We start from the raw sequence: 23723 nt of genomic DNA, 5'->3' as shown, positions 1-23723 counted from the left end.
TGTTGATCGGCTAGAATGGCGGCCTTGTCTTTACCGAGCCGCCCATGAACCCCATCACCCACGCCCAGCTCGACTGGGATGAACAAGGTCGCCCGCACTCGCGAGTCTTCGACGACGTGTATTTTTCCGACAAGTCGGGCCTTGAAGAAACCCGCTATGTGTTCCTCGAACAGAACCGTTTGCAGGCGCGTTTTGCCGCCTTGCCGGCAGGCGGGCGATTGGTGATTGGCGAAACCGGGTTCGGCACCGGCTTGAATTTCCTGTGTGCCTGGCAACTGTTCGATCAACACGCGGTGGCGGGTGCACGCCTGCATTTTGTCAGCGTGGAAAAATACCCGCTGAGCCACGCCGACCTGCAACGCGCCCTCACCCTCTGGCCCGAACTTGCGCCCTTCGCCGAGCAACTGCTGGCGCAGTACATCGCGATCCACCAAGGCTTCCAGCGCCTGGTGCTGGACAACGGCCGCGTGACCCTGACCCTGTTGATCGGCGATGCCCTGGAGCAACTGACGCAACTGGATGCGCAGATCGACGCCTGGTTTCTTGACGGTTTCGCGCCGGCGAAAAACCCCGATATGTGGACCGCCGAACTGTTCGCCGAACTGGCGCGCCTGGCCGCACCGGGCTCGACCATCAGCACCTTTACCAGTACCGGCTGGGTGCGCCGGCTGATCAATGCCGCCGGGTTCAAGATGAAGCGCACACCGGGTATCGGCCACAAGTGGGAGATCCTGCGCGGTGAGTTCCTGGGCTGGCCAGCGGACACCTGCGCGCCGCCCGCAGCCAAGCCATGGTTCGCACGACCGCCTGCCATCGAGGGCGAACGCCACGCCATGGTCATCGGCGGCGGGCTGGCGGGGTGCACCACGGCGGCCAGCCTGGCCGCACGCGGCTGGCAGGTCAGCCTGTTGGAACGCCACACCGGCCTGGCGCAGGAAGCATCGGGCAACCCGCAGGGCGTGCTGTACCTCAAACTGTCAGCCCATGGCACGGCGCTGTCGCAACTGATTGTCGCCGGGTTCGGCCACACCCGGCGCCTGCTGGAACACCTGCACCGTGGCGTCGATTGGGACGGTTGCGGCGTGCTGCAATTGGCCTTCAACGCCAAGGAGGCCGAGCGCCAGGCGCAGCTTGCAGACGCCTTTGCGCCGGACTTGCTGCACCTGCTGGACCGTGATCAGGCCCAAACCCGTGCGGGTGTCGCGCTGGAACAGGGCGGGTTGTTTTTCCCCGAGGGTGGCTGGGTACACCCTCCTGCCCTGTGTGAATGGCAAGCGAGTCAACCCGGGATCACGGTGCTGGCCCATCACGATGTACTCGACCTGCGTAACCTCGACGGCCAATGGCAAGCCTGGGACGGCGAGCGCCTGCTCGCCAGTGCACCGGTGGTGGTGCTGGCCGGTGCCGCCGACATCCAGCGCTTCACCGACCTGCCCCTCAAACGTATTCGCGGGCAGATCACCCGCCTGGTGCAGACGCCGCAAAGCCAGGCCCTGGCCACCGTGGTGTGCGCCGAAGGTTACGTGGCCCCGGCGCGCCTGGGCGAACACACCCTGGGCGCCAGCTTCGACTTCAAAAACCACGACCTGACACCCACCCCTGCCGAGCACGCCGGCAACCTGGCAATGCTGCGCGAGATTTCCACCGACCTGGCACACCGCCTGGGCGCTGACGCATTGGCGCCGGAACAGCTCGAGGGCCGCGCCGCCTTCCGGTGCACCAGCCCAGACTACCTGCCGATCGTGGGACCGCTGGCCGAACGCATAGCCTTCGACCAGGCCTACGCGGCGCTGCGCAAGGATGCCCGCCAGACTCCGGACGTCGCCTGCCCTTGGCTCGACGGCCTGTACATCAACAGCGGCCACGGCTCGCGCGGTCTGATCACTGCGCCACTGTGCGCCGAACTGCTGGCCGCCTGGCTGCACAATGAACCGCTGCCGGTGCCTGCCAGCGTGGCCGACGCCTGCCACCCCAATCGGTTCGCCGTGCGGGCATTGATTCGTGGTACGGGCAGCTCACAGTAACGGCACCGAGCATCCGGCGGTGGCCCCAGGCTTGAGCATTTCCATGGTCCGGCGCCTGATCTCGGCGGACTCCGCCTGGGCCCGTGCCTGCACAATCACGTTCATCTGGCTGCGGTATTCGCCATCGGTCAGGGTTTCGCCCCGTTCGAACACCGCCTGCATACGCGCCTCGAACGGCGCGGCCAAGCGCTCGAACGGGGTGCTGTAGGCTTTTTTCAGATAACGGGTCCACAGTGGCAACTCGACCAGATAATTGAGCAACTCGGGTGAAAGCTCCGCGGTCCGGAGCCGATCTGCGGCAGCCGTCAAGTGGTGGGGCGCTACCTGGCCCAGGCTTTCGAAACGCATATGCCTGGGCTGGCCCGGCAAATAGAAAAGGTCAGCCAGCCCCTTTCGAAACGCCAGGCTCACCTCCAGAGGATCGGCGCTGGGGTGTGCCTCGCTGTGGCTCTGGGCATAGCGCTCAAGTCGGTCGAGACGAAACAACCCCTTGCTCAAATGCAATAACTTTTCGGCCGACAACTGTGCGCCTTCGATCGCTATCGAGGCCTCGTGAACATGGGTCAGCACCTCCAGGTTGCTGAAACTCACGGCAGCGGCATCGTCACAGTTGAGCGGCGTGGCCGCACGCTCAAAGACTTCCTTGCGCAAGCCGGCATCGGCCTCTGCAGCGTTCAGCACCCACCACACACGCCGGCTCATGTCCTCGCGAACCTTCTTGGTATCGGCAACGCCACCCAACTCGGCCAGTAGCGTGAACAGCCCATCGGAGCCCGGCTCTGCCCTGAGCGCGTTCCAGGTTGCCTGCCGGGTGGTCAAAAGCGTCCCCACATCCTTCAACCATAACTCCCGCGCCTTTTGCTCAGTCATGCGGGCGATGTCATCTTCCAGAAAGCCCATGCCGATGCCGATGCGAGCCCGGTAGTCCCTCAGCAATTGTTTGCTCGCGGTACTCAGGGAATTATTACCCGCAAGGTCAAGGGCTTGCGCGACATCGCGCGAGACAGTGGAGAGCCATTGAGGCAACTCCCGGATCGGGTTGCTGCGCAGGCTCACCCTTTCCAGGTACGGCGGCCTGCGCAACCCGGCAGGCAGTTCCTGAAGCATGCAGTTATCGAGAAACAACAGGCGCAAATCCAGCATCCGACTGACCGTCGGCGCGTTCAGCAGTGGGTTGTTTCTCAGGTTCAGTACCTGGAGTTCGGTCAGCCCCCCGAGTGTCTCGCGGGAGCTTGCGGTGAGTTGCAGCTGGTTGTCGTTCAGGTACAAGCGCTGCAGCCCAGGCATATGCGTCAGCGCGTGCGGAAGCTCGGTCAGCTTGTTGTGAGCCAGATCCAGCGTATTCAGGCCCTTGAAGTGTTCCAGGAAGCGTGTGACCTCATTGCTGAGCGCCATGTGCTTGAGCGACAACTCTCGCACATGACCAAAGTCGACTTCGGCAGGCAGCGACGGCAAGGGGCCTGCCAACATGCCATCGAGCTTCAGCCCCGGTATTTGCGCCCCCGACTCATCGGACAATAGTGTCTTACGTTTCCAACTGCGCTCAATCGCCTTCACGACCCAATGGCGCGCTTCGCGAAAATCCCGCTTGGCCGAGGTCGTCATTCCTCTTACGGCCGCCTTGTCGCCAGACCACTGCTTCAACGTCTGTTGCAGCAGCTTGAGTTGGCCTTCCAATTTTTTCACGGCGGTGGCGCGCGACACATGATCCGGGCCCAAGTCATGCAGTAATCTTGCGAGCTGGCCGGCGTCGAGCCTGGGGTAGAGTGTGCGTCCCTTGCGCAGCAACGCCGCCGGCAGTTTCGGTGGTTCTTCCAATACCGCCTGGATGCACGCCAGGGCCGGTTTGGGGGGCGGGCGCTCGGGCCAGAGATAACGCGCGAGCGTGCTGCGCTCCGATTCGGCCGCGGCTTGCAACTCGTGCAGCAGGAAGCTGCTACGCTGAGCGCCTGTCACCTTCAGCGTGGCCTTTTGATCGGCCGTCAACGTATCGGTCAGGGCCTGGTAAAAACTGTCGTCACCTGTGGCAAGAGCCCCCAAGGCCTTACCCTGCCCATCAAACGCCTGGTAGCCGCCCGCAGACGCGACCACGGTCCGACGCAGAGCCGCGTCCGGCGCCCCCAGTTGCGAAATCAATTCGCCCATGAGCGCGTCACGGCGCACGTGCAGCGACATCGCCTGCGGCCAACCGGGCACTCGCGCCAGCAGCCCGATAGCCAGGCGCAGGGTTGCTTCGGTGGCTTGTCGAGGCCAGTACAAACCACTGAGTGCCTGATCCTCTTCAAGGATTTGCAACGTCTCCCGAGCCTGTTGCGCCAGTACCAGCGGCACCCGCCCGGTTTCACGCAGGCGCACGCGCTGCGCGGTCGGCGTGTTTGACAGCAGCTCCCAGGCCAACCGACCGGGCAACTTCGGGTAGTGCGACTTGAGCGCATCATGATCGCCAGGTTCGATTACATCGGCATCCCTGTACAGTTGTTCATACACCGGTCGATGGCTGCGCTGAAGTGAGGCGAGCAGACGGCGTGCCAACGTCGCCTCGGCCTGGCCAGGCGCCACGACGCCGCCCAATAATGCCTGGGTTTCCTCCGCGTCCAATGCCTCCAGCAACGCGGGCATCACCTTGCCGTCTGCCAACTGTTGCTCGGTGATGTGAATGCTCAAGTCTTCGTAGTCAAAAGGCGACGTAATGGGGTAGCTCTCAAGCAGATTGTCCTGACTGTCCAGCACCTCGAAAAAGCGCCCTGTGGGCCAGCCGGGCATATGCGGCAATGCATACATGAGCGTGCGCGCTGTACTGGCGTCGACCTGCGCCTGATGCTCAAGTTGCCAAGTCAGATCGCGGACTTTCTGCTCTTGAATAAAGCGCAACACCCAATCCCTGAAGCGCTCGGGTAATGGCAGGTTTTCCTGAGCCCTGTAGCGCAGTTCGGGCAGGGACAAATCGGCGATGCAGGCAATTTCCTTCAAGCGCTCGTCACTGAACGCGCCAAGAACGGGATGTAACCGGTTGATGATGTAGGCAAGATTTCCCCAGTCCTCGGGCCGCTCCCACGCAAACCGCCAACCGCCCATGCGGTTGTGTTCGAGCGGCAAACGATACGCACCGCTGCGCTGTGGGTGCAGGGCCATCCACTGCCTGGCGTCAGCGTCGAATGCAATCGAATACACGCCGCCGTCGATCTTGGCATAAGACCGCCCATGCACCTTGTACACCCCTGCATTGTCGGCTGCAGCCCCGGCGATAACGTCCGGGGACTGACGATAGGCCGTTGACCGACGCTGCCCTAACTTTACAGGGCTGTCAGGCCCTTTGACGGCCTCCATGCCATCAAAAAAATCGGCGGGCCGAGTGACCAGCCGCGTGGCCGCACCCAGGGTTTTCGCACCCGCCGCAAACAGAGCCAGGCCGGCAATGCCTTCAGCCACATTGACCAGATGCCCGAGAGCCTCGGTCTTTTCATTGTGGTTCCAGTCGTCGATGCCCTCGAACACCTCGCCCAGCAACTGACCGATTCCGACCCCGGTCATCAAGAGCCCCACCGCCGGCACCAAAAAACCTGCGATGTTGAGCACGTTCAAACCGGCGTGCAGGTAGTTCTGCAGACGCTGCTGGAGGGCGTCTTCATCCGCTTGCGCAGTGGGCACCGCCAGCACGTGCGCGTCGAGCAACAGCTTGCCGGTGCAGACATTGAAAAAGAAGCTCGACAGGTTGCCCGTCTCCGCCACCGGTTCCATGCGCCCCAGTGTCCGATGCGGGTCAAACCGCTGGAAAAACCCGAAACGTTCGGACTCGTCCAGGTAGCCGGTAAAGAAGCGCCGGTACGATTGCACTTGGAGCTTGAGCGTCAGGTACTGTTTGAAGTCATCCAGCGACGGGTATTCGTACCAGGGCCGCACCGGCTCATTGGGCATGTACAACACCACGGGCCCCGAGGAAAAACCCTCCGTTGCCGCATGGGCCAATACCATGACGCCCCATACGCAGGTCTCACCGATATTCAGTCCTTGCCAGACCAGCGGTTTGCCATGAAACAGCAGATGTTGCATCTGGTCAGCAGGCGCATTTGCCCTGATCAGCGCCAGCAGCACGGTGTAGGTCGGCTGGCTGATATCACCCTTGGCGTAGGCGATATGCAGGTCCGTCTGCATGTCCATACGTCGGGATTGCCCCAAGGTCGAGACGGCAGGGTTATAAGCGTGCTCCGCCTCTGTCGATTCGCCGGGAGCCCGCAGGTTGAACACGGCCTGCAGATGCTGCTGATAGGCGCTACCGAGGTCCAGTTCACGGCAATAGCCTGCGAAGGTTTCGGCACTGAGACCTTGCACGACCGTGTGCCCCGAACGAATGACAGACCCCGCCGGCATCCCACCCGGCTCGGCGAGCGCCTGCTCGAAGTTTTGCATGGCAGCCTGCAGTAAACTGTGTTTCTGCGTCTTGATCACTTCGATGACCGGTCCGGCAGAGGCATTCAATTCCAAATAGCGCCGCGGCACGTCGAGCGTGTCGCGCTCGACATTCAGTGACGCATGGCCCTTGGCGGACAGAAACGTCTTGAGCCGTTCAGCGCAAAATACCTTGAGCGGTTTGACTCGCCCTAACAGGCGCGCCGCGGCTTCATGTGGTCGCTGGCTGTCTTCATGGGCTTGTTGCAGGGCGTCGCGAGTGGCGGCATCGGTACTGAGCCACCACGCGGGCAACCTGTCTTGCAGCACCTGGGCTTTATCCAGATCGCCGGTGATTTCCAGCAGTGCGGCGGTAATGTCTGCCTGTGCCACGGGCTTGACGGTTTGATTTGAGTCCTGAGGTGCGGCCATCGGCAACCTTCCTTATTGCGTTGAATAATGACGTTTTACGATAGCGCCGCAGCCGCTGCCGATTGACGCAAATACCGGGCCGATCAGGCGCCCCAACCCCGCACTATTTGTATGGTTCCCTGCGCTATTTACCGCCTTTTACGCCAACGCCCCGGGATCCGCAGCCCGGTGTCCGAGCGGTCAAGGCCCTTTGCCTTATAACCGATTGTTCTAAAACTCCCACCAGAGGCGCGTGTCAGTTTCTGGGTACGCGCCCTTTGGGCGCAGTGAGTTTTTGCCCCTCCCCAACGGAAAAACCGGTAAGGAATTTATGTGCGGATTAGCTGGCGAGTTACGTTTCGATGCCCAACCTGCCGACCTGGCAGCCATTGAGCGCATCACCCATCACTTGGCCCCTCGCGGCCCCGATGCCTGGGGCTTTCATGCCCAAGGGCCGATCGCCCTCGGCCATCGGCGCCTGAAAATCATGGACCTGTCGGATGGCTCGGCCCAACCGATGGTCGACGCCCAGCTTGGGCTGTCCCTGGCGTTCAACGGCGCCATCTACAACTTCCCGGAGTTGCGTGAAGAGCTGGAAGCCCTCGGCTACGCCTTCTACTCCGGCGGCGACACCGAAGTGCTGCTCAAGGGTTATCACGCCTGGGGCGAAGCACTGCTGCCCAAGCTCAACGGCATGTTCGCGTTTGCCATCTGGGAGCGCGACGCCCAGCGCCTGTTCATCGCCCGTGACCGCCTTGGCGTGAAGCCGTTGTACCTGTCGCGCACCGGCCAGCGCCTGCGCTTTGCCTCGGCCTTGCCGGCGCTGCTCAAGGGCGGCGACATCAACCCGATCCTCGATCCGGTGGCGCTCAATCACTACCTGAACTTCCACGCCGTGGTACCGGCACCGCGCACCTTGCTGGCCGGCATCGAAAAGCTGCCCCCAGCCAGCTGGATGCGCATCGACGCCAACGGCAACACCGAACAGAAAACCTGGTGGACCCTGCCCTACGGCCCGCATGACGATGAAAAACACCTGACCCTCGAAGACTGGACCGACCGCGTGCTGGATAGCACCCGCGAGGCCGTGGCCATCCGTCAACGGGCTGCCGTGGATGTGGGTGTGCTGCTGTCGGGCGGGGTGGATTCGAGCATGCTGGTCGGCCTGTTGCGCGAAGTCGGCGTGCAGGACCTGTCGACCTTTTCCATCGGCTTTGAAGACGCCGGTGGCGAAGCCGGCAACGAGTTCCAGTACTCGGACCTGATCGCCAAGCACTACGGCACCCGTCACCACCAACTGCGCATTGCCGAAAGCGAGATCATCGAGCAACTGCCAGCCGCCTTCCGCGCCATGAGCGAGCCGATGGTCAGCCATGACTGCATCGCGTTCTACCTGTTGTCGCGGGAAGTGGCCAAGCACTGCAAGGTGGTGCAGAGCGGCCAGGGCGCCGACGAACTGTTCGCCGGTTACCACTGGTACCCGCAGGTGGACGGCGCCGCCGATCCATACGCTGCGTATCGCGAGGCGTTTTTCGACCGCAGCTACGACGACTACGCCGCCACCGTCGCGCCGAAATGGCTGACCGCCAACGACGCCGCCGGTGACTTCGTGCGCGAGCATTTCGCAATGCCCGGCGCCGATGCAGCCGTCGATAAAGCGCTGCGCCTGGACAGCACGGTGATGCTGGTGGATGACCCGGTCAAACGTGTCGACAACATGACCATGGCCTGGGGCCTGGAGGCGCGTACGCCGTTCCTCGACTACCGCCTGGTGGAACTGTCGGCCCGCGTACCGGGCAAATTCAAACTGCCCGACGGCGGCAAGCAGGTGTTGAAAGAAGCCGCGCGCCGCGTGATCCCGAGCGAAGTCATCGACCGCAAGAAAGGTTACTTCCCGGTGCCCGGCCTCAAGCATTTGCAGGGCGACACCTTGAACTGGGTACGCGAGCTGCTGCTCGACCCAAGCCAGGACCGCGGCCTGTTCAACCCGGCGATGCTCGACCGCTTGCTCACCGACCCCCAAGGCCAATTGACCCCGCTGCGCGGCTCCAAGCTGTGGCAACTGGCGGCGCTGAACCTGTGGCTCAGCGAACAAGGAATCTGATCGATGAAACCCCATGCAGCGGCTTATAGCCAACGCTTGCTCAAAGGCCAGGCCCCCACCTATGAGCGCCTGCAAGCCCGCCTGGCAGAAGACGGCAGCCCGTTGGCCGCCGAGCCGATTGCCGTGCATTGCGGTTGGGGCCGGTTGCTGATCGGGCATACCTTTCCCGACCCGGCGAGCCTGGCCCAGGAACTGCTGAATGAACAACCTGGCGAGCGCGATATCGCGCTCTACGTGGCGGCGCCACAACAGATCCTCGGGATCGACCCGCAGCAACTGTTCCTCGACCCGTCCGACACCCTGCGCCTGTGGTTCAGCGACTATCGGCCTGCCACCCGTGTGTTTCGCGGCTTTCGCATTCGCCGGGTGCAGACCGACGCCGATTGGCAGGCGGTCAACCAGTTGTATCAAGGCCGCGGCATGTTGCCGGTCGACGCCGAACGCCTGACGCCGCGCCATCAAGGTGGCCCGGTGTATTGGCTGGCAGAAGACGAAGACAGTGGCGCGGTGATCGGCAGCGTGATGGGCCTTAATCACCAGAAGGCGTTTCACGATCCGGAAAACGGTTGCAGCCTGTGGTGCCTGGCGGTCGACCCGCAATGCACGCGCCCCGGCGTGGGCGAAGTGCTGGTGCGCCATCTGGTGGAGCACTTCATGAGCCGTGGTTTGAGCTACCTGGACCTGTCGGTGCTGCACGATAACCGCCAGGCCAAGAATCTTTACGCCAAGCTCGGCTTTCGTGCGTTGACCACCTTTGCGATCAAGCGCAAGAACGGCATCAACCAACCGCTGTTCCTCGGCCCCGGCCCGCAGGCGGGGTTCAACCCCTATGCGCGGATCATCGTCGAAGAAGCCCATCGGCGCGGCATCGATGTGCAGGTGGATGATGCCGACGCCGGCTTGTTCACCCTCAGCCATGGCGGGCGCCGAGTGCGTTGCCGTGAATCGTTGAGCGACCTGACCAGCGCGATCAGCATGACCTTGTGCCAGGACAAGAGCCTGACCCACAAGGTACTCAAGGCCGCCGGTTTGCAACTGCCGTCCCAGCAACTGGCGAGCAGTGCCGATGACAACCTGGAGTTTCTCGACGAGCACCAACGCATCGTGGTCAAGCCGCTGGACGGCGAGCAAGGCCAGGGCGTGGCGGTGGATTTGCAGAGCATCGAAGAGGTGCAGCAGGCGATTGAAGCGGCGCGCCAGTTCGACAGCCGTGTCCTGCTGGAGAGCTTTCACGAAGGCTTGGACCTGCGCATCCTGGTGATCGGCTTCGAGGTGGTGGCCGCCGCGATCCGCCGCCCGGCCGAGGTGACCGGTGACGGCCAGCATTCCATCGGTGCGCTGATCGAAGCCCAGAGCCGCCGCCGTCAGGCCGCTACCGACGGTGAAAGCAAAATCCTCCTCGACGGCGAGACCGAGCGCACCTTGAAAGCCGCCGGCTATGACTACAGCAGCATCCTGCCCCGCGGCCAGACCCTGGCCGTGCGCCGTACCGCCAACCTGCACACCGGCGGTTGCCTGGAGGACGTCACCGCCATCCTGCACCCCACGCTGGTGGACGCCGCCGTGCGCGCCGCCCGCGCCCTGGACATCCCCATGGTGGGCCTGGACCTGATGGTGCCCGCCGCCGATCAACCCGAGTACGTGTTTATCGAAGCCAACGAACGGGCCGGCCTGGCCAATCATGAACCGCAGCCTACGGCTGAGCGGTTTGTGGATTTGTTGTTTCCTCACAGTTAATCGATGGCTTGAGCGAGGGGTTGTCTATTCCGGCCTTATCGAGGGGTTGCCCGCGATAAGGCCCTCAATGGCACCCCATCTCCACATGTAATCAGGAGTCTTTATGAGCCGAACCATCCCTGAACCGGATTTGAACTACCTGCAAAAAGTGCTGCTGGAAATGCTCGCCATTCCCAGCCCGACCGGCTTTACCGACACCATCGTGCGGTATGTCGCCGAGCGCCTGGAAGAACTGGGCATCCCCTTCGAAATGACCCGGCGCGGCACCATTCGCGCCACCCTCAAGGGCCAGAAAAACAGCCCCGACCGCGCGGTGTCCGCGCACCTGGATACCATCGGCGCCGCCGTGCGTGCGATCAAGGACAACGGCCGCCTGAGCCTGGCGCCGGTGGGCTGCTGGTCGAGCCGCTTCGCCGAAGGCAGCCGCGTCAGCCTGTTTACCGATAACGGCGTGATCCGTGGCAGCGTGTTGCCGTTGATGGCCTCCGGGCATGCGTTCAACACCGCCGTGGATGAAATGCCGGTGAGTTGGGATCACGTTGAATTGCGCCTGGATGCGTATTGCGCCACACGTGCCGATTGCGATTCGCTGGGGATCGGCATCGGTGACTATGTGGCCTTCGACCCGCTGCCGGAGTTCACCGAGAGCGGGCACATCAGCGCCCGTCATCTGGACGACAAGGCCGGCGTCGCCGCCCTGCTCGCGGCACTCAAGGCAATTATCGACAGCGGCGAGCCCTTGCTGATCGACTGCCACCCGCTGTTCACCATCACCGAGGAAACCGGCAGTGGTGCAGCGGCCGCCCTGCCCTGGGACGTCAGTGAGTTTGTCGGCATCGACATCGCCCCGGTCGCTCCCGGCCAGCACTCCAGCGAGCACGCGGTAAGCGTGGCGATGCAGGATTCCGGCGGGCCATATGATTATCATCTGTCGCGGCATTTGCTGCGCCTGGCGGCTGACCACGAGTTGCCGGTACGCCGTGACCTGTTCCGCTACTACTTCAGCGACGCCCACTCCGCGGTGACCGCTGGCCATGATATCCGCACCGCCTTGCTGGCCTTTGGCTGCGATGCGACCCACGGCTACGAGCGTACGCATATCGACAGCCTCGCGGCGCTGAGTCGTCTGTTGGGCGCCTATATTCTCAGCCCGCCCGTGTTCGCCAGCGATGCGCAGCCGGCCCAGGGTTCCCTGGATCGGTTCAGTCATCAGATCGAGCACGAGACGCAGATGGAGAGCGACACGCGGGTGCCGTCGGTGGACAGCCTGGTGGGCAACAAATCCTGAGACTGGCAACTCCGGTCCCGGCGCAGTAGGATCGCCGGGATCCATCACCCGAGGCTTGTATGCTGATTCCCTACGACGCACTTGAAGTCGACACCCTGACGCGCCTGATCGAAGACTTCGTCACCCGTGACGGCACCGACAATGGCGACGACACGCCCCTGGAAACCCGCGTGTTGCGCGTGCGCCAGGCGCTGACCAAGGGCCAGGCACTGATCGTGTTCGACCCGGAGAGCGAACAGTGCCAGTTGATGCTCAAGCACGACGTGCCCAAGCATCTGTTCGACTGACCTCAGAGATTGGGCACCGTAACCGGATGGGTGGCGACACCCTGGCGGTCGCGGATCTTCTGGTAGACCTCCGCACGGTGCACATGCACCCCGCTCGGCGCGTCCACACCGAACTTAACCTGGTTACCGTTCAATTCAAGAATGTGCAAGGCGATGTCATCGCCGATGGAGATGACTTCGCCCACGGCGCGGCTTAAGACCAGCATGGCGGTAATCCTTTTAGCAATGAAAGGACCTCGACCATGCGCGCTCGGTGTAGGTGCATCAATGGCTTGCCAATAATTCAGGCAAACCCTACATACGTAGGTAAATTGCCTGACAGACCGCACTACCGACTCAGCTCTTGGCAGCCTGAGCCTTGGCACGCATCTTATCGGCCATGCTGGTCATCTCGTCATAGAGCAACTGCGGGTTTTTCTGCTTCAACGCCCACGCCATGCGCCCCTGTTCGTGGGGCAGGATCATGAACTCGCCCTCGGCGACACGCTGGTAGATGTAGTCGGCGATGTCCGCGGCTGAAATCGGCGAGCTTTCGAGCAATTTACCCACCTGTGCCTTCATGGCCGGGGTCGGCCCACGGAACGAGTCGAGCAGGTTGGTCTGGAAGAACGATGGGCATACCACGTGCACGCCGACTTCCTGCTGCTTGAGCTCCACCAGCAGACTTTCCGACAGCGCCACCACGCCGGCCTTGGCCACGTTGTAGTTGCTCATGGCGGGGCCCTGCATCAGGGCGGCCATGGACGCGATATTGATGATGCGGCCCTTGCTCTTTTCCAGCAGCGGCAGGAACGCCTTGCAGCCTTTGACCACGCCCATCAGGTTGATTGCGATCTGCCAGTCCCAGTCCTCCAGGGACAGTTCGGCAAAGAACCCACCCGAGGCCACGCCCGCATTGTTGACGATCACATCGACCCCGCCGAGTTTCACTTCGCACGCCTGGGCAAACGCGGTGAGCTGGCTGTAGTCACGCACGTCGCAACGCTGGATAAACCCATCGCCGCCGGCCTCGCGCACCCGCTTGAGGGTTTCCTGCAGGCCCGGTTCACTGACATCCGACAAGGCCAATTGCCAACCTTCACGGGCCCAGCGCAGCGCGATTTCGCGACCCAGGCCGGACCCGGCGCCAGTGATCATCATGCGATTTTGCATAGAAAGTAGCCTTGTGGTTCACGGAAGAAGTGACCGGCAGTGTAGCGAAGGTTTTTCCTGCCCCCATCCACCATCAGAGTGATGAATGCCGTTGGCAAACCAGCGACCGGGTCGCAGGTTGCGCACTTAGCCCAAGTTCAATATTTTTCAACTAATCGGGCGTATTTGCGAACGCATTAAAAGAAATAAGCACGTTTGCGAAATGCTTTAAAAAAATACTGAATTTTTCGCGAAGGTTACCAGTCGGAGTTGTTAAGGCGTCCGATATTAAACTTTCGGGCCTATCGTTAAATAACCGGTCTTTGCAGGCCAATAAGGAAAAAAACCATGAGCCTCATTCTGATCATTATCTTGATCCTCCTGCTGGTCGGTGGTCTGCCAGTGTTCCCTCACTCGCGTAACTGGGGTTATGGCCCGTCGGGTATCCTGGGCGTCGTATTGGTAGTCCTGCTGGTGCTGTTGTTGCTCGGCCGGATATAAACACCGCTCCTGCCGTAAAAAAAGCAAAAAAAGAGGCCTTTAAAAGGCCTCTTTTTTATTGCCGGTTAATTAGTCCGGCTTGCCGTCAACCACACCGGCAGTGTTATCCAGCAGGCTCTTGGTCGCTGTCTGCAGGAACGACTCGAGTTGCTGCCTCAATGCGCCCTCGTCCGGCGACTCAGGAATCACTTTACCGGTCGGGTTGGCGCCCAGTTCGTACTCCCACAGCTTCGGTGGCATTTCCTTGGGCAATACCAGCACGCGGTCGCCGGTGAGCAATGCCACGGTCTGGTCACTGCCCGACGGCTTGATCACGCCAAAGCCCTTGTCGCCTTCCGGCAGGTTCAGCAGGTCACGGCCCCAGCACTGGTGCAGGGTCTCACCGCCGAGGCGGCCCATGATGGTCGGCACGATGTCGATCTGGGTGCCCACGGTGTGGTCACGCTCGCCGAACTTCTCCTGGATGCCGGGCGCGATCATCAGCATCGGCACGTTGAAGCGGCCCAGGTCCATTTCGGTGATCTGCTGTTCATTGCCGAAACCGTGGTCGCCCACGATCACGAACAGGGTTTCCTTGAAGTACGGCTCCTTGCGGGCCTTTTCAAAGAACTGGCCCAGGGCCCAGTCGGAGTAACGCATTGCCGTCAAATGCTCGTCGAGACTGCCACGGCCCGTGACCTTGTCCACCGGCAATGGCGTCGGCAAGGCATACGGCGTGTGGTTCGACAGCGTTTGCAGCAAGGCATAGAACGGCTTGCCGCCTTCGCGGGCTTTCAACTCTTCCAGGCCACGGCTGAACATGTCCTGGTCGGACACACCCCAGGTCGGGTCGGAGAACACCGGGTCGACGAAGTCGTTGCGACCAATGAAGGTGGTCATGCCCTGGTTGCTGAAGAAGCCCGATTGGTTGTCCCAGGCGAAGTCGCCGTTGTAGACATACACATCATCAAACTTGCGTGCGCTGAGCAGCTGCGGCAGGCCCGACAGCTTGTGGCTGCCTTCCGGGGTCTGCATCAGGTATTCGAACGCCGGCAGGTTCGGGAAACACGCCATGGTGGCGAACATCCCCTGGTGAGTGTGAGTGCCGTTGGAGAAGAAGCGGTCGAACAACAGGCCTTCCTTGGACAGTTTGTCGAAGTACGGCGTGATGTTGCCTGGACGACCCAGGGCGCCCACCGAGTGGCCGGCGAAGCTTTCCATCAGGATCACTACAACGTTCTTGATCGGCAGGGTTTTCTCGGCCGGCGGCGTGAACTCGCGGCGCACGGCGGCGGTGTCGGTGTCCACCAGTTTTTCTGTCGGCAGCACCAGCATATCGCGCACGGTCTGGGTCGCCAGCGGCTGTTCCAGCGTGGCTTTCCAGGTGTTATCACGATGCTCGGAGAAACGTGCCTTGGCCGCACCGATCAGCGACAGGGTGCCATTGAGGCCCAGTTGGTTGGCGAAGTTCGAGTCGGTGGTGTACACGTCACCCCAACGCAGTGGCGGGCCCTGGCGCAGAGTGCCACGGGCGGCAACCACGGCGATCAGCAGGCAGACCACGAACACCGCGATGCGCGAGTACCACGGCGCAACCTGGCGGGTACCGATGCTGCCACCGCTGAACGGGCCGCGTGGGCGGGTCGCACGGTCGGCGCCCTTGAAGGCGATGCTCAGGATCAACGTGCCCACGGCCCAGGCCAGCAGGTAGCGCACCACCGGGAAACCGTACCAGAGCATGCTCATCACGGTTTTCGGGTCTTCCTTCACGTACTGGAAGACCAGGCCGTTGAGGCGCTGGTGGAACTCGCGGTAGAAGTCCATTTCCATCAGGCCCAGGAACAGGGCGATGCTGGACGCAACGGTCAGCCAGAAACGGAAGAACCCGCGCGCGGCCATGGCCCGCACGCTGAACAGTGCCAGCAGTAACGGGATAAGCAGGTACACCACCAGGCGGATATCCAGGCGCAGGCCATTGGCGAACGCCTCCAGGAAGGTCGAGGCCGGGGTGTCGAGGATCATCTCACGGTTGTAGACCAGCAGCGCCAGGCGCAGCAGGGAGAACATCACCATCATGACCAGTGCGCAGAGCAGCGTGTATGCCAGATGGGATTTGACGGTCGGTTGCAGCAGGCGATTAGAAGCTCGCTGCTGACTCAGGGCGTCCGGGTTTGCCATGTCGTTTCAGGACCCATTGGAAGTTTAAGTGACGAAGTAGTGCAGTGGCGCGAATGGTGCCCGATCAATGGCAGCAAGGCTATAAATTACTGAACGTGCACCACTGCCCCGCCTTTAGTGGCACTTGAGATAGAGCCTTGGCAGGGAAATAAAGCCGGCGAATTGTCTTGGATGGGATGTGAAAATTCTGTGCAGCGAATATTTCGACACACAAATCTGAGGGATGTACCGAAACCAATGTGGGAGCGAGCTTGCCCGTTCCCACATTTACCGTGCTACATCAACTTCAAATCCGCACATTCCCCCGCGGCCCGGCAATCGCCCAGATGATCAGGCCCAGCACCGGCAGCAGCAGGATCAACAGGATCCACAGCACCTTGGCGCCTGTACTCGCGCCGCTTTTGAAGACGTTGATGATTGCCCAGATATCCAGCGCCAGGATGATCAGACCGATCAAGCCATTAAAAGTGGAACCCATGGTGTCGCTCCTAAAGTAAGGGTATGCCCCCTTAGGATAGTCAGCCTTGCACGGGGTTCCGTTTTATTTCAGACGTGAACGGCCACTTTCAAGGCTTCCAGGGAAGGTTCACCCTTGATGCCGACTTCGGCACACAGCGCCAGCACACGCGTCAGGTCGTTGCCGTAGACCAGCACCGCCTGGATTTCGTCATCCAGCGGCTGGCTGAAGTCGAGCAGCACATAGCCGCCGTCTTCCGGGCTGAGGGCGCTCATCTGGATCTGAATGCGGTTCAGGGCCGTCAGGGCTTCGGTCTTGGCCAACTGCTTGGGCTTGAGGTTGAACGCCACGCCCGGGCCGAACGATGCGACGATCTGCGCAAACAGGTCACCGTAGGTGTCGGCCTGGAACAGCACGGTGTCCGGCAGGCTGCCGACCACGACCCATTCACCCAACGGAATGGGGAATGTGTCGTCGTAGTTGATATCCGGGTTGGCCGTCAGAAACGCCGCCGGGTCCGCGTAGGCCTGGGCCGCTTCATCGGCGATACGCGCCACCTCGTCTTCGCCCATCACGCCGGCGCTGATTTTGCTGATAAGTTCGACGAGGGCGGTTTTCATGGGGTGATCCTGTGGCGGGCTGGTTTTCGAGGGCGCAAAGCCTACACCAGTTTTTGCAATTGCGCCGCCGTATCCACCGCCCCCATGGTCTGTGCCGCCGCCAGCGCGGTTGCGCCCTGGGCGTCGATGGCCTTGGGGTTGGCGCCCTGGCTGAGCAGGTAGTCGACCATTTCGACACGGTTGAACATCGCCGCCATCATCAGCGCGGTACGGCCATCGGACGAGGCGGCCTCGACCGGCGTACCGCCCTCGATCAAGGCCTTGACCACGGGCAGGTTGCCCTTGAACGCTGCGCCGGCAATGGGCAGTTGGTTCTTGTCATTGGCAATCAACGGGTCGGCCTTGAACTCGAGCAACACTTTCACCGCCTCGGCATGGCCGTGATAGGCCGCGAGCATCAGCAAGGTGTCGCCGTTGTGGTTGCGAAAGTTGGCCGGCAAGCCCTTGTTCAGCAGCGCAGCGAGCATGGCAGCATCGCCTTTGCGCGCCACATCGAATACCTGCTCGGCAAACTCGGCGGCTTCGTCTTCGGTCATCTGTTTGGCTTGGTCTGACATGGGGGACTCCTTTCTGGTGCACGCGTCTAGTACTGGATACAGGCGCCAGTGTCGCGATGGAGTTCCCCCCTGTCATGGCTTTTTTGTCAAAAGCCTCCATAGGCATATTCAATAACGGAACTGTCCGCCCTGAATCTGCGCCAGCAACTGCCCGGTCACGGGCACGTAGCAGTCCGAACCCGGCAACCAGGCGTAGACCGGGTCATTGCCCGCCTTGTCCGGGTCGAATGCCTCCTCTTTGAGCCGGACCTTCTGGTATTTGAAGGTGCCGGTGGTTTCCATCTTCACCTTGATCCGCAGGAACAACGGCACCGCGTAGTGTGGCAACTGGCCGTGGGCAAATTGCAGCAACTCGCGCATGTCCAGGGACGCCAGGGACTCGCTCGGGGTGATCGCGACCATGCCGGCGCGGCCGTTGGTGTTTTCGATTTCGACACCATAGGCCACCACTTCGGCAATCTGCGGGTGCTGCAGCAGGACGTTCTCCACTTCGGTGGTGGAGACGTTCTCGCCCTTCCAGCGATAGGTATCCCCCAGGCGGTCGACAAATTGCGCATGGCCGAAACCGATGCTGCGCACCAAGTCGCCGGTGTTGAAGTAGCGGTCGCCCTTCTCGAACACATCGGTGAGGATCACCTTGCGGTTCTTTTCCGGGTCGGTGTAGCCGTCATACGGCGACTTTTCATCGATCCTGGCCAGCAACAACCCCTGCCCGCCTTTCTTCACTTTATGCATGAAACCATCGCTGCCCCGTATCGGCTCACCCGAGTCATGGGCGTAGTCCACCAGTGCCCAATGCTGCAGGCAAAAGCCGACGGTGTTATCGAAGTTCAAGATGTTGGTGAAGCCGATATTGCCGTCACTGGCGGCATACAACTCGCAAACATGCTCTACGCCATAGCGCGCCTTGAACTGCGCCCACACGCCAGGTCGCAGGCCATTGCCGACCATCTTGGTCACGCGGTTGTCGCGGTCGTTTTCGCTGGGAGGCTGGTCGAGCAAGTAGCGGCACAGCTCACCGACATAACCGAGGGTGGTCGCCTTGTATTTGCGGGCATCGTCCCAGAACTGGCTGGCACTGAATTTACGCCGGATGGCGAAACCCGACGCCCCGACAATCGCCGAGCCCCAGCACACGCAAAGACCGGTGGCGTGGTACAGCGGCAAGGTGCAATAAAGGACATCGTCCGGGCCCATGTCCAGCGCAATGCTGCCGAAACTGACGGCAGTCTTGGTCCAGCGGCCATGCTTCATGATCCCGGCCTTGGGCAGGCCGGTGGTGCCAGAGGTGTAGATATAGAAGCAAGGGTCGTTGAAGAAGATCTGCGCGGTGCTCGAAGGGTTATCCACCGGGCACTCGGCGCTGGCAAGCACCAGGTCGATGTAACCGTCGGGCACCGCACCGGCCTGCTGGTCCGGGACAAACCAGGTGCGCTCAACCGGGATGTGCACGTGAGCCCGTACGGCCTCGTAGGAAGCCACCAGCTCGGCACCGACCACAATCGCCACCGGGCTCACCAGGTTCAGGCTGTGCACCAGCGCCGCGTGGGTCTGAGCGGTATTGAGCATGGCGCAGATGCCGCCCAGCTTGGCCACGGCCAGCACGCTCAGCAGCAACTCGGGGCGGTTTTCGATAAAGATCGCCACCACGTCGCCCTTGCCGATGCCCTGGGCTTGCAGACGATGGGCAATGCGGTTGGCGTGCTGATTGGCTTCGGTGTAACTGAGCACGCGGTCGCCGTACAGCAACGCGGTACCGTCCGGGTTGCGCAGCGCCGCTTGTTCAAAATGCCAGCCGAGCCCACAGGGCTGCGCGGGGTCGGTGACATTGGCGGCACGCATGCCGCGTACCACCCGTGGCAAGGCACGAACAATGGCAGGCACCTTACGCAGCATCATGCCCCAGGTGATCATGTCGTTTTGCGAATGGCTCATGGGAACGTCCTTTTTCTTATTCTTCGTATGATCCAGAAACACCGGCATTTTTCCGGGCAGTGCTTTGTGGGCAAAAGCCGGATGCCTTGCAGGAAAATACGTCAGCCGTTCTTTGGCTGTACACGCAGGATTTGAAAAGTTTTGTATCCCGATGAGCAACTGCCGGAAAAAGGAATTTAGCGACGCCAAGGTAGTCATTAGGGGTAACGGCACGCCCGCCGGCCCGTGTCGAGCAAAGCAAAATGCAGGATGCATGATGGCCATTCATGCAAATTGCACGAATCCGAAAATATGTATTTTTTATAAGCAGTTGATTTATAACGTATTTTTATTAAGTCGCTAGCTGGCACAATCACTGCACCTATCACTCCATGCTTGCCCACTTGAGCCAATGGAGCTGATAGACATGAGCCTGATCCAAGATAAATTCGCTTCAGTATTCTCCAACTACGACGTCACTACCCAGCCACGCCCCGACGGCGGCATCCTGTTGACCCTGCGCAACAGCGAAGGCAAGCAGGTCAAGCGCTCGATCTCGTACCAGCAGCTGCACACTGCAGACCAGTTGACTTGGGTGATCAGCGCCATTCGCCGCGACCTTGCCGAACAAGCCAGCGACCTGCCGCAGATTTCGATGCTGCAAAGCCAGAACCGCTTTGCCCTGCCGACCTACCATTCGGCATAAGTTCCAGAAACAGCAAAGGGCCGCGACACCGTTAAGTGTCGCGGCCCTTTTTCATGCCTTCAACATAGCCCTTGGCGTGCAGCTTCATTCATCGCCTGCACGCGATTGGTGACGTTCAGCTTGCAGTAGATGTTGCGCAGGTGGAATTTCACCGCGGCCTCGGACGTGGCACGTATCCGGCTCATCTCCCAGACTGTCTTGCCCTCTGAGGCCCAACGCAGGATCTCCAGCTCTGCCGGGGTCAGCGGCTTGCCCGACATACTCAGCCGTCGCCTGACAGCAGTGGACACCGAGAACGGTGCTGCAAACGATTCCTCTGGGCCGCTCATTAAGCGCTCTCCTCTTTTATTGGCTGACGCCTTATCACCCTTCGGATTCCTCCTATTGACAGGTGATATAAACGTTAATACCGAAGAGAGTTACATAACGAAGGGGATTAAGGCGTAGACCCTGCCATAAACAGCAGGGCCTTACAGAGTTTTAAGTTTATTCCCACAGAAACTTCCAACGTACACGGCTTGAAGTTTCTGATCGCTCGCAATTAATCGTCCAATCCGGGAAAACGCCGGGCAATATCGTCACCCGTGAACTCAGGGACCCACCCCTTCAATGTATTAAACAAGCGCAATGCCACGAGGTGCGGGTTCTCGCCCATATCAAACCAGTGCGCTGTGCCGGCGGGGATCACCAGCAGGTCGTTCTTCTCACAACGAACGGCATACACATAATTGTCGATGTGCAGGGCGAACAGCCCCTGGCCGGCGATGAAAAAACGCACGTCGTCTTCACTGTATCGGCGCTCGTCCAGGCACTGTGCACGCAGTTCGTCTTTTTGCGCGTGGTCAGCGGTCACGCGGAGCACTTCTACCGAGCGGTAGCCAAGCGCATCGATCTGCGCCTGGTATGTCGCGATCAATTCAGCATCGCTGGCGCCCTGTTCAATCGGGACCGGCTGCCACCGCTCAAAGCGCACGCCTTGCTCGGCCAGCGTGGCGGCAATGTCATCGAAATGGGTCAGGACCTTGTTCGGAGTGTCCGGTGAATCGGCGGAGTAGACAGCGACATAACTCATTGAAGGGTTCCTTGGTTCTGCTCTTGCAATCGAAGACCGATGATAAGGGCGGCGGCCAGGGCCGCGACGCTCGCGATGCTGAAGGTCAGGGTCGGCCCCAACAGGTTCCAACTGTAGCCCGAATACAACGCGCCCAGCGCGCCGCCGGTGCCCGCCAGGGCGGCATACAACGCCTGGCCCTGGCCTTGTTGGCGGTCGCCGAAACTGCGCTGTACAAAGGCAATCGCCGCGGCATGAAAGCTGCCGAAGGTGGCGGCGTGCATCACCTGCGCCAACAGCAGCACCCCGAAAAACTCGGCAAACGAACCCAGCAGCAGCCAGCGCAGCGCCGCCAACAGGAAACTGGCCAGTAGCACCCGACGGACAGAAAAGCGCGAGAGGATGCGGCTCATGGCCAGGAACATCAGCACTTCGGCCACCACCCCCAAGGCCCACAGCATGCCGATCACACCACGGCTGTAGCCCAGGTGTTCAAGGTGCAGGGTGAGAAAGGTGTAGTAAGGACCGTGGCTCATTTGCATCAACGCCACGCAGGCATAGAACGCCAAGACCCCAGGGCTGCGCAATTGCTTGAGGAAGCCATCACCCGCCAGGCGATTGCCGAGATTAGTGGGCTGCGCATTCGGCACCCACAGGCTGGCGCCGATAATGCCCGCCATGATCACCACGACCACCACCGGGTAGATGTCCAGGCTCAGCCAGTCGAACAGGCGGCCCATGATCACCACGGTGAGGATAAACCCGATGGAGCCCCACAGGCGGATCTGGCTGTAGCGCGAGGTCTGCCTTTGCAGGTGCGCGAGGGTGATCACTTCAAACTGTGGCAGCACCGCGTGCCAGAAGAAGGCATGCAGCGCCATCACCAGCGCCAGCCAGGCGTAGGTGTGGCTGACAAAGATCAGCGAAAAACTCGCCAGGGTGCACACCGCGCCAAACCGCACGATGGCCAGGCGCCGACCGGTGTAGTCGCCCAACCAGCCCCACAGGTTGGGCGCCACGCAGCGCATCAGCATGGGGATGGCCACCAGTTCACCGATACGCGCGCTGGAGAACCCCAGATGGTCGAAGTACAGCGCCAGGAACGGCGCTGTTGCGCCGAGCAGGGCAAAGTAGAAGAGGTAGAAGCTGGAGAGACGCCAGTAGGGAAGTGGGGGCGTCATGTTGATTTTTGGGGCTGCTTCGCAGCCCAGCGCGAGCAAGCTCGCTCAACACTACAGGCTGTCACAGCTGGCCCAGCACCGGCGTACTCACGCGCACATCGGCATTTTGCCCACGGTTGCGCAGCAGGTGGTCCATCAACACGATGGCCATCATCGCCTCGGCAATCGGCGTGGCACGGATGCCGACGCACGGGTCGTGGCGGCCCTTGGTGATCACGTCCACCGGGTTGCCGTGCACATCGATCGAACGGCCCGGCGTGGTAATGCTCGACGTGGCCTTGAGCGCCAGGTGCGCAACGATCGGCTGGCCGGAGGAGATACCGCCGAGAATGCCGCCTGCGTTGTTGCTGAGGAAACCTTGCGGGGTCAGCTCGTCACGGTGTTCGGTGCCGCGCTGGGCCACGCAGGCAAAGCCGGCGCCGATTTCAACGCCTTTGACCGCGTTGATGCTCATCAGCGCGTGGGCCAGCTCCGCATCGAGGCGGTCGAAGATCGGCTCGCCCAGGCCCGGTTTGACCCCCTCGGCAACCACGGTGATCCTGGCACCGACGGAGTCCTGGTCGCGGCGCAACTGGTCCATGTAGGCCTCCAGCTCCGGCACTTTGTCCGGGTCGGGGCTGAAGAAAGCATTGTCTTCAACGCTGTCCCAGGTCTTGAACGGGATTTCGATCGGGCCCAGTTGGCTCATGTAGCCGCGGACAATGATGCCCTGGGTGGCCAGGTATTTCTTGGCGATGGCACCGGCGGCCACACGCATGGCGGTTTCGCGGGCCGAACTGCGGCCGCCGCCGCGGTAGTCGCGCTCGCCGTATTTGTGATGGTAGGTGTAATCGGCGTGGGCCGGGCGGAACAGGTCCTTGATCGCCGAGTAGTCCTTGGACTTCTGGTCGGTGTTGCGGATCAGCAGGCCAATGGCGCAACCGGTGGTGCGACCTTCGAACACGCCGGAGAGGATCTCGACTTCGTCGGGCTCCTGGCGCTGGGTGGTGTGGCGGCTGGTACCGGGCTTGCGGCGGTCGAGGTCACGCTGCAGGTCGTCCAGGGACAGCTCGAGGCCGGGCGGGCAGCCGTCGACAATGGCGACCAACGCCGGGCCATGGCTTTCGCCCGCGGTGGTGACAGTGAACAGCTTGCCGAAGGTATTGCCGGACATGCAGGGCGCTCCGTGAAATCAGTTGAATCAAGTCAACCGTAATAACTTAAGTCGACCA

General features: G+C 61.5%; 19 protein-coding genes. 7 read left to right on the top strand and 12 right to left on the bottom strand.

Translation table 11 applies throughout. From position 1 onward, the window contains the following. The first annotated feature begins 44 nt into the window (after window positions 1-44). The gene (gene mnmC / locus BM70_RS0105260) at window positions 45-2024 is read left to right on the top strand and encodes a bifunctional tRNA (5-methylaminomethyl-2-thiouridine)(34)-methyltransferase MnmD/FAD-dependent 5-carboxymethylaminomethyl-2-thiouridine(34) oxidoreductase MnmC (RefSeq protein WP_025855028.1); all 1980 of its coding nucleotides are present in this window, start codon (window positions 45-47) and stop codon (window positions 2022-2024) included. On the opposite strand, the gene BM70_RS0105255 is transcribed toward mnmC, so the two are convergent. After that, window positions 2016-6842: an NEL-type E3 ubiquitin ligase domain-containing protein gene (locus tag BM70_RS0105255; protein ID WP_025855027.1), complete on the bottom strand. Its 4827-nt coding sequence runs from the start codon at window positions 6840-6842 to the stop codon at window positions 2016-2018. The genes mnmC and BM70_RS0105255 overlap by 9 nt on opposite strands. Window positions 6843-7152: 310 nt before the next feature. On the opposite strand from BM70_RS0105255, the gene BM70_RS0105250 reads away from it, so the two are divergent. The 4 genes from BM70_RS0105250 to BM70_RS0105235 all read left to right on the top strand — a co-directional run bounded on the left by BM70_RS0105250 (window position 7153) and on the right by BM70_RS0105235 (window position 12237). Further along, the gene (locus tag BM70_RS0105250) at window positions 7153-8925 is read left to right on the top strand and encodes an N-acetylglutaminylglutamine amidotransferase (RefSeq protein ID WP_025855026.1); all 1773 of its coding nucleotides are present in this window, start codon (window positions 7153-7155) and stop codon (window positions 8923-8925) included. Window positions 8926-8928: 3 nt separating this feature from the next. Further along, the gene (gene ngg, locus BM70_RS0105245) at window positions 8929-10662 is read left to right on the top strand and encodes an N-acetylglutaminylglutamine synthetase (protein ID WP_025855025.1); all 1734 of its coding nucleotides are present in this window, start codon (window positions 8929-8931) and stop codon (window positions 10660-10662) included. Window positions 10663-10765: 103 nt separating this feature from the next. Next, complete coding sequence (locus tag BM70_RS0105240; RefSeq protein ID WP_025855024.1) at window positions 10766-11950, top strand: osmoprotectant NAGGN system M42 family peptidase; 1185 nt, start codon at window positions 10766-10768, stop codon at window positions 11948-11950. A gap of 59 nt (window positions 11951-12009) precedes the next feature. Then, window positions 12010-12237, top strand: a complete 228-nt coding sequence (locus BM70_RS0105235) for a YheU family protein (RefSeq protein WP_003192759.1) — start codon at window positions 12010-12012, stop codon at window positions 12235-12237. 2 nt (window positions 12238-12239) lie between these two features. Here BM70_RS0105235 and csrA read toward each other — a convergent pair whose 3' ends face one another. Both csrA and BM70_RS0105225 read right to left on the bottom strand, forming a co-directional pair. Beyond that, window positions 12240-12443 (bottom strand): carbon storage regulator CsrA, encoded by a 204-nt coding sequence (gene csrA, locus BM70_RS0105230; protein WP_025855023.1) that lies wholly within the window; start codon window positions 12441-12443, stop codon window positions 12240-12242. Between the two features lie 130 nt (window positions 12444-12573). Further along, on the bottom strand, window positions 12574-13389 hold the full coding sequence (locus tag BM70_RS0105225; RefSeq protein WP_025855022.1) for an SDR family oxidoreductase: 816 nt from the start codon (window positions 13387-13389) through the stop codon (window positions 12574-12576). A 327-nt stretch (window positions 13390-13716) separates the two neighbouring features. Here BM70_RS0105225 and BM70_RS32165 point away from each other — a divergent pair, with 327 nt between their 5' ends. Beyond that, window positions 13717-13869, top strand: coding sequence for a DUF3309 family protein (locus tag BM70_RS32165; protein ID WP_015885095.1), 153 nt, complete (start codon window positions 13717-13719; stop codon window positions 13867-13869). Window positions 13870-13938: 69 nt separating this feature from the next. On the opposite strand, the gene BM70_RS0105215 is transcribed toward BM70_RS32165, so the two are convergent. The 5 genes from BM70_RS0105215 to BM70_RS0105195 all read right to left on the bottom strand — a co-directional run bounded on the left by BM70_RS0105215 (window position 13939) and on the right by BM70_RS0105195 (window position 19595). Next, window positions 13939-16026: an LTA synthase family protein gene (locus BM70_RS0105215; RefSeq protein WP_025855021.1), complete on the bottom strand. Its 2088-nt coding sequence runs from the start codon at window positions 16024-16026 to the stop codon at window positions 13939-13941. A 286-nt stretch (window positions 16027-16312) separates the two neighbouring features. Beyond that, a complete protein-coding gene (locus BM70_RS0105210) occupies window positions 16313-16504 on the bottom strand; it encodes a PLDc N-terminal domain-containing protein (RefSeq protein WP_003172956.1) in 192 nt (63 codons plus the stop codon). Between the two features lie 68 nt (window positions 16505-16572). Then, entirely contained in the window at window positions 16573-17103 is a 531-nt protein-coding gene (locus BM70_RS0105205; protein WP_025855020.1) for a hypothetical protein, read from the bottom strand. A 41-nt stretch (window positions 17104-17144) separates the two neighbouring features. After that, a complete protein-coding gene (locus BM70_RS0105200; protein ID WP_025855019.1) occupies window positions 17145-17660 on the bottom strand; it encodes an ankyrin repeat domain-containing protein in 516 nt (171 codons plus the stop codon). Between the two features lie 108 nt (window positions 17661-17768). After that, complete coding sequence (locus tag BM70_RS0105195) at window positions 17769-19595, bottom strand: long-chain-acyl-CoA synthetase (protein ID WP_025855018.1); 1827 nt, start codon at window positions 19593-19595, stop codon at window positions 17769-17771. A 406-nt stretch (window positions 19596-20001) separates the two neighbouring features. Here BM70_RS0105195 and BM70_RS0105190 point away from each other — a divergent pair, with 406 nt between their 5' ends. Continuing rightward, window positions 20002-20280 (top strand): DUF3509 domain-containing protein, encoded by a 279-nt coding sequence (locus BM70_RS0105190; protein ID WP_010208870.1) that lies wholly within the window; start codon window positions 20002-20004, stop codon window positions 20278-20280. Window positions 20281-20339: 59 nt separating this feature from the next. On the opposite strand, the gene BM70_RS0105185 is transcribed toward BM70_RS0105190, so the two are convergent. The 4 genes from BM70_RS0105185 to aroC all read right to left on the bottom strand — a co-directional run bounded on the left by BM70_RS0105185 (window position 20340) and on the right by aroC (window position 23665). Beyond that, window positions 20340-20609 carry a response regulator transcription factor gene (locus BM70_RS0105185; RefSeq protein ID WP_025855017.1) on the bottom strand — a complete coding sequence of 90 codons (270 nt, stop codon included), beginning with the start codon at window positions 20607-20609 and terminating at the stop codon, window positions 20340-20342. Between the two features lie 212 nt (window positions 20610-20821). Next, window positions 20822-21352: an acireductone dioxygenase gene (locus BM70_RS0105180; RefSeq protein WP_025855016.1), complete on the bottom strand. Its 531-nt coding sequence runs from the start codon at window positions 21350-21352 to the stop codon at window positions 20822-20824. Beyond that, entirely contained in the window at window positions 21349-22512 is a 1164-nt protein-coding gene (locus BM70_RS0105175) for an MFS transporter (RefSeq protein WP_025855015.1), read from the bottom strand. Before BM70_RS0105175 ends, BM70_RS0105180 begins: the two co-directional genes overlap by 4 nt. Before the next feature lie 61 nt (window positions 22513-22573). Continuing rightward, complete coding sequence (aroC, locus tag BM70_RS0105170; RefSeq protein ID WP_025855014.1) at window positions 22574-23665, bottom strand: chorismate synthase; 1092 nt, start codon at window positions 23663-23665, stop codon at window positions 22574-22576. Window positions 23666-23723 lie beyond the last annotated feature (58 nt).

The organism is Pseudomonas sp. CHM02, assembly GCF_000612585.1.
In the GTDB taxonomy this organism is placed as follows: Bacteria; Pseudomonadota; Gammaproteobacteria; order Pseudomonadales; family Pseudomonadaceae; genus Aquipseudomonas.
This window is presented reverse-complemented; position numbering and strand designations above follow the sequence as displayed.